Raw genomic sequence first — 10232 nt, 5'->3', positions numbered from 1 at the left:
CGGAATCAGCTCCCCATCCACTGAGCGATCAGTGCACTGCGCACTGGCGAATCGTCCAACCGGATTTCGTTCGCTGTAACCCCGCCGGCGATCGCCTTCGGCGACCGAGCCGCCGTACGCCCGCTCCCATGTCAGCGGCATTCGCTCAAACGGGTCGGCCACGGAGATCTGGCCTTGATCCCATCTCCGGTCACCGAACACCATGAGTGACTGGCTCACCCGCCCCACCGATACCGTCACTGGCAACTGCCTTACCGGACGCCCGCCGGGCGCCCAGGCGTCACCTTCCACCAGGATATCCGTAGCGGTTTTCCCCAGGTGAATTTCACTGGGGTAACGCAAACTGGACTCATGCGGCTCGCCGTAATACTCGTCTGCTCGCCACACCGGAACGGGTTCATCGGCGAGCATCCAGCCCTCCGTAAAGCTCGCTTTGACAATGACGTACAAGGTCTCCACGCCGGTTTCATCGTTAAGGGCCGTCAGCTCCGCCTCAAAGGGTGTGCGGTTATTCAGCTGCAACATGATCGAAGCACTCAGTTCATCTGGATGGAGGCACCGAGAATGCGATTCACGCCCTCGGAACGACTCACCAGATGTCGGCCACGCAGGATGATTTTCCCCGCCTCCGTCAAAGTGATGCTGGCAGAACCGCATCGCAACACCAGCTTCTCCTGCCCTTCCATTACCAGGTCGCGCGCCGGTGCATCATCCACTTCCACAGACATCGCTTGCGCTTGCCGGGAACGGGGCTCCGATCTATCGCCCTGCCCGGCCTCCAGAGTCAGTTCTAACGGTGTGTGTACAAACCCCATCAGCAAAGGAGTAGTGACTTCACCAGTGGCGTTCTTGACCACGGCCTGACGACCAAGATCCGCGCGCGAGACCGGCAAGGCCGGCAAGGTAACAAGACTGCACCGCTGCCCGTCGACAACGACGCTTACCTCGGGCGCCCCCTGCTCCGTAAACCCCGCCAGAGTACCCACCAACCAGGCCCCCTCTGGGGCAGAAAACTGTGGCGCATCGGCCGGCGCGTCCTCGGTGCACCGCACCGGATCTGCCAACTGTTCGTATTCACTCGCCACACTGCGCCTCCAAAAAACAAAGGGTTAATTGCTGGTCACTTTGCTGCCCTTGAGCACGACGTTGCCGGAACCCTTGACATTGATATTGGCCCCACTGATCGTGATATCACCGTTGCTTTTCAGCTGGATCATGGCCGAACCGGTTTTCAAGGTAATTTCATCATCAGCCTGTAGACTGATGGACTTGGCGCTCAAACCATACTGTTTGGTCACCGACTCCCGGTATTCACCCTCAACGCTTTCCGTCAGGTTATTCTTGACCGAAATCACCATGTTGTTCCCGATGGTTTCGGTGTGGTCTTTCTTGACTTCCAGCTGTTTACTGGCGCCAATGGTTTCCCGGTGATTCTCCCCGACGTCTATCGACTTATCCTTGCCGATGGTTTCGCTCTGATTATTGTTGACGGTTTTTGTCCGATCGTTCTCAATCAGACTCGTTTCATCATTACGGACCGTTTTCGTTCGGTCATTGTCGACAGTGAGTGTCTGATTGTTTTCGACCTCGACGTCGTAGTCTTTTTCGGCATGTAGCAGGATCTGCTCCGCCCCTTTCTTATCCTCAAAGCGAAGCTCGTTATAATTGTCCGAGGTACCCTTTTGAGTAGAGCGGGTTTTAATCCCGCTTTGGGTCTTCGAGGTATATACCGGGCGATTCTTCGAGTTGTAGACTGAGCCGGTGACCAGCGGTCGATCCGGGTCGCCATTGAGGAAATCGACCACCACCTCCTGACCAATACGCGGGATAAACGAGGAACCCCACTGATTACCCGCCCAGGACTGGGCGACACGAAGGAAACAGGAACTCTTCTCGTGGCGCTCATCATCACGGTCCCAGTGAAATTTGACCTTGATGCGCCCCAGCTCATCAATATAGATTTCCTCTCCCTCCGGCCCCACGACCCAGGCCGTTTCCGGCCCCTTCATTACCGGGCGTTGGTGTACGACCTTCGGACGAATAGCGGTGTCTGCCGGAACACAGATAAAATCATTGGTATAAGACTGAGCCTGGCCTTCCCCGGTGGTCTGGGTGTCCTCCACCACTTCGTGGTGCACCTCCAGGAGAATATAAGCACCTTTCTCCAGGCTCGACTCGTGTTTGGCCAAGGTGAACTTCCCGCCGGCAACCATCTGAGGGTAATCCGAAGAACCGGAGACGACACTGCGATCGAGCTCTTCTGCCTGCATCCGCATCCTCGGCACAGATTCCGCGTCACCGGTGTGGTAGAAGCCGGGGTATTCATAGTGCTCAAACTGACCATTGTGGGCAAAGCCGTTCTGCCCCTGGCTGTTGTTCAGCAGGGATTTTTCCGGTGTGCTGAAATCAAAGTCGTTCAATGTCCATTGGCCGGTGCGGTACTGATACCGGTGTTGCCAGCGATGAATTCGAGCGCCCGGATTGGAACCCGGGGAATACTCAAGTTGGCTCTCGCCCAAGGCAGGAAAGGCGCTGGCCTGATCTACCAGAATCAGTTTATGCTTTCCTCCGGCATGTTCGAAAAAATACGAAATGCCATCTTCTTCCAGCAGCCGGCATACGAAATGGAGGTCACTTTCGTTGCGCTGCACACAGTATTCACGGGTGCTTCCCGGCTGCGCACGAAAGTCAAAATCCTGCAACCCCTGCTCGGAGAAAATCTGTGAAACGATATCTTTCGTTGTTTTGTTCTGAAAAATTCGATTGTTGACCGTGTGGCGAAGAAACGAAAACCATGGGCGAAGCACAATTTCATAGGTTCTGAGATTATTTCCCTGAACCTCTCCGGCCACAAAACGGGCAATATGTCCGGAAAACTCCCGCCCATTCTCGCTTTTAAGCGATACGTGACCCAACTTCCCCATGACATCATCAGCTCTGATGTCGAGCTTTTCCGACATCAAAGTGACATGAAACTCAAACAACCCGGACACACTCTCTTTTCCGGAAAGTCGCTTGACGAGAAAGGTATCGGACCCCAATGAAAAGTCGCTGATGGCGACCTGGCGGTTTTCCTGAGTAAGCTGCCCCATAGACTTAGCAACCTGTTAGCCGCGCACCAAACGGCACGGTATCGTTCCTTGTATCCCTCCCTTTGCAGGCGGGACGATATTCGCTGAGTGGGCCCTGCGGTCTGGCCGCAAGGCCCGACCTGACTTACAGCGGCTTCGCAGTGGTCAAGTCGTAACCCACGCGCTGTGGACTAGAGGACTTGTTCGTCTTATCGAAGTCGTTGTAGTTGACCATGATCTTCGAGAAGCTCAAAGAAATGGTTTCTACCGGGTCGCCATCTTCAGCGCCTGCAATCTGATAACCACTGACCAGGCAGTCTTCCAGCACGTAATCCATATACTCGACGACTTTATCAGCGCCGGTCTGGACGAACTTGATGGTGACTTTCTTGCCTGCGGATCCGGTAACGGCTTCTTTGAAAAGTGCCGTGGCCGAATTGTCCGCCACCTTGGTCAAGGTGATTTCACTGACAGTAGGACGAGTGGCTTCGCGGTTGGACAGGTTGCCGGGCTCCATGGAGATGCCGCGACCAACACCGAAAGAAAGGGACTGAACAGCAATGTGGTCCTTATAACCCTCCGCTGTTACGTTTCCTTTGATGCCTTCATACTCAAGATAAATTGCCATTTTTAGTCTCCTTGCGTTTGCTGTTTATGGACATCAGGCCTGGAAGCCTTCAGACCCGAGCAACTTTCCCTGCCGCTTTACACGCGATAAAAAAAGTACTCGGAATAAACTTCGCATTCCTGGTACCCGGGACGAATGATAGCCAATTCACTGACCACCAACAACCTGTCTCGCAAAAACAGAATGTTTTTTTTCGATAGCGAGAATCGCATCACTTAAATCCTTTAAATACGGGATTTTTATGTGAACTGGTTCTCCACTTTTGCCGTACAAAAAATAGTCTTAAGACCATTACCACGCCAAAATAAAATCTGCCTACCGCAGTGTCGTAAAAATCAGCTTCATCACGACGGAAGAAATTCGATCGGATAGATGATGGTAATGGTCTGTGCGCTTCGTTCTTCGAAACGAAATTGTAAAACGCGGGCCCTGATTCTCTGCTCCAGACGATGATCGTCCAGCTCGCTGGAAACAATCGCCACTTCGGTCACCTCACCGGAAGGCTCAATGGTTATTTCCAGCACCAGACGCCCCTGCAACCCGGGCGTCTGCCGACGTGCACGGTTGTAGAGTGAGTACAGGAGGCCTTTATTGCGATCGAAAACCAGGCTGACCTCTTCGTTCGTTCGCCCAGTCTGCGCGAAACTGTCCCGGCGCTCCGGATTTTCCGCCCGGTCCTCGACGAGCGGAGTCTCCAGGTTGGCAAGATCGCGTCGCGCCAATACACTGCCACCCTCTCCGGCCGATACTGCGGCAACATCATGTGCGCCCGTTCGCTCAGCGGCTGATGCCAGATCACCGTCGCCATAACCCGTGGCCGTCTGCCCGGCATCGGCGCCACCTTTGCCTTCGGTGTCCACCCAGTCATCCACCTCAGAGGTATCCATCAGGCTGTCCAATTGATTTCCGAGCGCCAACAGGCCACTGCGCTGCGCCTGCTCCCGGGCCTCACGCTGCGCTTCGTTGGCAGGTTCCTGCACGGCGGGTCGCTCTCGCTCCCGCTCGACCAGGGGCTTTGGCTCAGCCACCGGTAATGGCTTGGGCTTCACCTCCTCCTGCGCCTTAACCGGTGGATCACTGGGTTGCTCGAGCATAAAGCGGGCCACCCGCTCGGGAATATCCGATCGGGTCATGCGTTGCTTTTCCGGAACCTCAACCAGCGATAACGTCAACGCGATTGCCAGCGCCAACCCGACACAGCCGGTCAGCCACCAGCGATAGTGATTGGCCGAAGATCGACCGGGCTGCCACTGGATGACCAGGTCCTGATAACGGGGGGCGGTCTGCATCATGATGCTCACAACTGACTCGCCTCCTCCGCAGGGTCGGAGATCTGACTGGCGGCGAAGGCGACCTGGCGAAATTCCAGAACCCGACTGGTTTCCACCACCCGCCTGATGATTTCGTAGGGGACAGACTGATCGGCCAACACCGTCAGGGTGTCGTTTTCACCACCGGCAGACAGCGACAGTCGGTAGGCCAGCTCTTCCCGCAGAGGCTCAATGACACCGTCGCCCTCTTTGGTCACCTCCTCCAGTTTCGCCACCGACTGGCCATGCACCAGTATGGCTTCTCGCGAGATCAATACCCGTAAAGTTTCCTCGGGCGGTTGCCCGGCGGTGGAATCCGGCAGTTTCATCACTTTCTGACTGGGCAGCTCACTGTCACTCGATGCATTGACCAGCAGGAAAAACACCAGAATGGTAAAGATATCCATCAGTGACACGAGATTCAGCCCCGGCGACTTGCGCAACTTCTGGTTGCGCTGAATACGGCGGGCCCGTCGACTCAGAGATTTCATGCCGAACCCTCCCTGTCCGTCGGCGCATCACCCAGCGATATGTCCGGAAACAGCTCGACCCGTTCGAGCGTACCAAGCTGTACCTGCTGCGTGCTCCCGACCCGATCCATCACCTGTATCAGGGTGTTGTAGGAAACGCCCGGCGCCAGTCGCAAGGCAATCGCGGTTTCATCGGGGAAGCGCTGCTTGATTTCAATCAGTGCCTCCCGAAGCTGGCGCCACTGGTCCTCATCATCCGTCCGTTCCAGACGCGTAATCACGCCGATGTTGGCATCCCGCAATACCAGGTCATCGTCCGACACCACCAACTGGAGCTGAAGATCCAGCGGCTGTTCCGAGGATTCCTGCTCCGTCTGCGGCCCCGGAAGATTCAACTCCAGAACGGTCATCCGGGAGAAAACCGCCGTAATCAACAAGAACGGGACCAGTATGACCATCAGATTCATGAACGCTGTGATGTTCAGCTCAGCGGCCTCCTGAACCTGACGCTTGCGACGAAAGCGCATGCCTTTACTCCCTGATCATCAAGTTCAGACATTTGACCGCGGCGGTTTCAATACTGTCGACCACTCGCGCCGCTTTGGTGGAAAGATAGGAATGCAACAGCAACAGCGGAATGGCGGCGCAGAGCCCAAAGGCCGTGGTATTCATCGCCACCGAAATACTGGCCGACAGCATCTCCGCCTTATCCGCCGGGTTCGCCTCGGCCACAGCGGTAAATGCCTGAATCAGGCCAATGATGGTGCCCAGCAGCCCAAGCAGCGTGGCCACATTGGCCAGCGTTGCCAGGTAATGGGTACGCTGTTCAACCTCCGGCAGCACTTCCATTACGCCCTCCTCCATCGCGGATTCGACCGTCTCGCGCCTGGGGTTCCCTTTGAAACGGGAAAAGCCGTAACTCAGAATCCGTCCCAGTGGGTCTTTCAGGTCGGTCAGCGACTGTGAGGCCCGCTCGTAATCCTGGGCTTTGAGCATCGGCGCCAACTTGAGCCAGACCCGATTGACCGACTTCTGGGTTTTGGACAGGTAAAAGAAGCGATCCAGGGTAATCGCCAGCCCCGCCGCCATGATGAACAGGATCGCCCACATGAACGGGCCACCCACTTGAAAAAAACGGACAAATTCCATAACAAGCCTCTGTGGTTAATGATGTTTCCGTTGAGTTACAAGATCGTCGGTCGCGCTTTCTGGTGCGGTCCGACCGTTGACATTTGAATCGATGGCCAGCAACAGGTGGCGGCGCTTCAGCCGATACTCCGCCAACGACACCGATCGCTGGTTGTAGTCGTCTACCAACTGGTGCAGCTGCTGTATCAGAGTTGTCACATCCACGGTCATATCGCTCGAGTCTCTTAGCGGTTTTTAAGCTGTCTGACCAAGCGCAGACCGGTATAGGTGTCCGGGTGGCCATCGTGTGATTTCTGCCAGCTCACCTGGCATTCATCCATCGGCGTATCGTAGTGCCCCCCGGCAACCGATAACGCTCCCCCGCTGAGGACCCACTCCTGAGCGTTGCCCAGATGATTCACCAGGCCCCAGCGGTTCTGCCCACCCACGCTGGCTTTGACCATGGAACCGCCACGTTGAATACCCCGGGAGGAGAACAGACAGTTGCGGTTCGGGTCCGGCTCGGCGCCGTCCGCTCGGGCAGCATGGCGCCACTCCTCGTAGGTTGGCAGCCGATAACGGTAACCGGTCTGTTCACTGAGCCAGCGGGCGTAAGCCTTCGCCTGCTCAATACTGATGTCAGTGACGGGTCTGTCCCGGGATTGCTCTTGCTGTACCTCACACGTTGATGCGCGACAGAAGCGATTGAAGTCCCCAACGGTCACCTCCTCACGACCAATGGCGTAAGCAGGCCGGCCCGCAAACCCGGGGACCACCACCATGTCCGGACCGAGCCCCGCGCCCGGCAAGGTATCCCGACACCCCGCGCGCGGGCCTCGGCCTCCCATTCCGGCCAGAGAGGCGTCACAGGGGTCTTTGGGTTCTATGGCGATGCCGGCAATGGCGGCACTGCGCGGAAAAATCTGCATGGCATGCTGCTTGAATGTCTGGGCCCGGTCGGGAAAGCGAGCGCCAATGGTTTCGATGCAGGATGCCAGCGCGCCGATCATCCGGCTTTGCTCGCGCTGGTATCGACCCGGGTCCAACTCCTGCAACTTGTTGACCGCAATGGCCAGGTCATCCATATTCAGCTGTTGTCGGCAGGCAAGCTGTCGATCAACGTTGGCCAGTGCGTTATCGAACTCGCGATTGACTTTTTCCTGAACCGCCTGCTTGCGTGCCTGTTCCTGCGCCAGAGCCTGCGCCGCTCGGCGCGCCTCGGCCTGCTGCTTCGCTTCGAGCCGGGCCCGCTCAAGTGCGCTGTCTATCTGTGCGGACAGCCGATCGAGCGCGGCTTCGTCATCGCTGTAGCGCCGGGCATTGGTCAGCCGGGCACGGGCCTGCTCCAGGGCGCCTGCTTCAATTTCCTCATCAATTTTTTCCAGATACGCCTTGTAAATGGACGCACGCTGACCTTCCAGCCACTGATCGCTCTCACCCAAAAGATCCTGCAAGTCGGTATAGCTCTGCCAGAGCTGACGCTCCCATTGAGAAGAAAAGGTCAGTGTGGTCAACAGTTCGGTCAGCTCGTTCTGCTTCATTTCCAGTCTGAGTCGCTGCTCGATTTCCAACCGCACATCCTGCTCGGAAAACTGTGGAATCCACTGGTCCCGATACTGATAGGCGGCGGTCGCCATTGACGTCACCACAATCAGCGCGCCGATCGCGTATTTGGCAATCGCCACTTTCCGGTGCACGAAGGCATTCCAGAACGCCTGAACCGACGCCACCCGATCCTCTCGGCGATAAGCCAGACAGTGCTCAATGGCTCGCCACTGGCTTTTGGGAATACCCACCAGGCGTTTCGGTTTCAACTTCTGACGGGCCGCCTCGTCGGCATGCACCCGGTTGAACGGGTGCTCGCCGGCAAAAAGCTCATAGGCAATGCACCCGAGCGCGTAGAGGTCATCACGCGCATCGGGCGGAGCGCCCTCAAGCATCTCCAGGCTCGCGTAAGCGGGGGTCAGAGCGCCAAGGTTCCCCGCATCAAAAACCGTTTTATCGTCTTCCGAATCATCGGACCGCTCGGCTTTGGCCACCGCGCGGGCAATACCAAAGTCAAACACCTTGGGAATGCCTCGGTGGGTGACAAAGATGTTGCCCGGCTTCAGATCCGAGTGAATGATGTTTTCCGCATGGGCATAGATCAATGCCGAACACACGCCTTCAAGAATCTTCAGACAATCTTCATGGGGCAATCCGGTGGAACGATACTGGGATAACAACTTGTCCAGCGGCTTGCCATCGAGAAACTCCATGGTCATGAAAACCGTGTCGCCATCCCGGTCGAAATCGTGTACGTTAACGATATTCGGGTGCGCGATACGTTGGGTTTTGCGCGACTCTCTCTGCAGGGCGATGAACGCTTCCGGGTGGGCCTTGAACTCGTCGCTCAACACCTTGATCGCGACATAGGGGTCACGATCCTGGGCCTCGATTTTCAGCCGATCCTTGGCTTTGTAGACCACCCCCATACCACCGGCCCCCAGAATGTCCTCCAGCAAAAACCGGCGCTTCAGTAAACCATGATGACCCGAGGGGCGCTTCGGGGAAGCGGCCGCTTTGGGTTTGGTCGGTCTGGCGACGACGGTGGGCGGATTCGGATCCACCAGCGTGGCATCCGATCCACGACGACGCGGCGGCGCCTGATAGCGGGTTCTGTCACTCGCCGCAGGCGTTTCCTCCGATCGGCTCCTCGGGGTATACACGGTGGCATCGGGTGGGGTTTTTGCGCGCGGCGCAATCCGCGTTTTAGTGTCCCTGGTTTCAGTCATATCCCTTCATCTTCCTGACTCAACGTTCTCATTGAGCGCATTGCCGTCCATTGGAACTGTCTACTTTTCCGGGCTCGCCTTTGATCACCACCACCGAGACGTTATCCGGCGCCCCCGCGCGCAAGGCGACATCAATCAGTGCCTGAGCGCAGAGGTCAGGATCCCGGTCGGCCATGATTCGTGCGATGGTCTCGGTTTCAATCACGCCATGAAGTCCATCGCTGCACAAGAGAAACAGGTCACCGAGCCGCACATCAAACAGGCGCATATCCAGTTGCAGATGCTCTTCCACTCCGACCGCACGCGTAATCACGTTGCTACACTGATGCACTCGGGCCTGCTCGCGATTGATCAGGCCCATGGCCACCATGTCTTCTACCTGGCTATGATCCCGGCTCAATTGCGTGAGGGTTCCGTTGCGAAAACGGTACAACCGGGAGTCCCCCGCCCAGAGCACCACCCCGATACGACCGCGGATCATCAGGTGCACCAGTGTGCTCCCGATCGTGGCGCCGTCGAGCTCCATTCGGGCATAGTTCTGCAACCCCTGATTTACCCCCTGCAGACAGTCTTCAACCCGATCCACCGATTCAGCCAACGCTTCGGGCAAGTGCAATTGGGCGAGACCCTGAACGATTTCCCGGCTGGCCAGGTCGCCCACCTCGTGACCGCCCATGCCATCGGCCACCGCCCAGTGGTTATGATCAGCGCACGCAAACACCGCGTCTTCATTCAACTTGCGCACCGCGCCGGCATGGGTCGCATGCTGGCAGCGCCAGTGAATGGGGCGCCGATACGTGGTATCAACCGGTTGCGGCCGGGTCTGGGTATCAAGCATCCCTGAGCTCCCT

General features: G+C 57.1%; 11 protein-coding genes. All 11 read right to left on the bottom strand.

Going from position 1 to position 10232, the window contains the following annotated elements; genetic code table 11:
* The coding region (locus tag B3187_RS10410; RefSeq protein WP_286806277.1) for a DUF2169 domain-containing protein at positions 1–525 on the bottom strand (525 nt) is incomplete at its 3' end.
* An 11-nt stretch (positions 526–536) separates the two neighbouring features.
* Complete coding sequence (locus B3187_RS10405; RefSeq protein WP_170162934.1) at positions 537–1085, bottom strand: hypothetical protein; 549 nt, start codon at positions 1083–1085, stop codon at positions 537–539.
* 24 nt (positions 1086–1109) lie between these two features.
* The gene (locus tag B3187_RS10400) at positions 1110–3092 is read right to left on the bottom strand and encodes a type VI secretion system Vgr family protein (RefSeq protein WP_286806276.1); all 1983 of its coding nucleotides are present in this window, start codon (positions 3090–3092) and stop codon (positions 1110–1112) included.
* A gap of 124 nt (positions 3093–3216) precedes the next feature.
* On the bottom strand, positions 3217–3699 hold the full coding sequence (locus tag B3187_RS10395) for an Hcp family type VI secretion system effector (RefSeq protein WP_024462235.1): 483 nt from the start codon (positions 3697–3699) through the stop codon (positions 3217–3219).
* 344 nt (positions 3700–4043) lie between these two features.
* A complete protein-coding gene (locus B3187_RS10390) occupies positions 4044–4991 on the bottom strand; it encodes an AgmX/PglI C-terminal domain-containing protein (protein WP_286806344.1) in 948 nt (315 codons plus the stop codon).
* A gap of 5 nt (positions 4992–4996) precedes the next feature.
* Positions 4997–5500 (bottom strand): ExbD/TolR family protein, encoded by a 504-nt coding sequence (locus B3187_RS10385; protein WP_286806274.1) that lies wholly within the window; start codon positions 5498–5500, stop codon positions 4997–4999.
* Positions 5497–6006: an ExbD/TolR family protein gene (locus tag B3187_RS10380; protein WP_286806273.1), complete on the bottom strand. Its 510-nt coding sequence runs from the start codon at positions 6004–6006 to the stop codon at positions 5497–5499. The genes B3187_RS10385 and B3187_RS10380 overlap by 4 nt, the downstream gene beginning before the upstream one ends.
* 4 nt (positions 6007–6010) lie before the next feature.
* Positions 6011–6628 (bottom strand): MotA/TolQ/ExbB proton channel family protein, encoded by a 618-nt coding sequence (locus tag B3187_RS10375; RefSeq protein ID WP_024462231.1) that lies wholly within the window; start codon positions 6626–6628, stop codon positions 6011–6013.
* Between the two features lie 15 nt (positions 6629–6643).
* The gene (locus B3187_RS10370) at positions 6644–6838 is read right to left on the bottom strand and encodes a hypothetical protein (protein ID WP_286806272.1); all 195 of its coding nucleotides are present in this window, start codon (positions 6836–6838) and stop codon (positions 6644–6646) included.
* A gap of 14 nt (positions 6839–6852) precedes the next feature.
* Positions 6853–9381, bottom strand: a complete 2529-nt coding sequence (locus tag B3187_RS10365) for a bifunctional serine/threonine-protein kinase/formylglycine-generating enzyme family protein (protein ID WP_286806270.1) — start codon at positions 9379–9381, stop codon at positions 6853–6855.
* Positions 9382–9409: 28 nt separating this feature from the next.
* Complete coding sequence (locus B3187_RS10360) at positions 9410–10219, bottom strand: PP2C family protein-serine/threonine phosphatase (RefSeq protein ID WP_024462228.1); 810 nt, start codon at positions 10217–10219, stop codon at positions 9410–9412.
* Positions 10220–10232: the final 13 nt, after the last annotated feature.

This window comes from Marinimicrobium sp. UBA4209 (assembly GCF_002381585.1).
Lineage (GTDB): Bacteria > Pseudomonadota > Gammaproteobacteria > Pseudomonadales > Cellvibrionaceae > Marinimicrobium > Marinimicrobium koreense.
The sequence above is the reverse complement of the archived record's forward strand: the minus strand, read 5'-3'. Positions and strand labels throughout refer to the sequence as shown.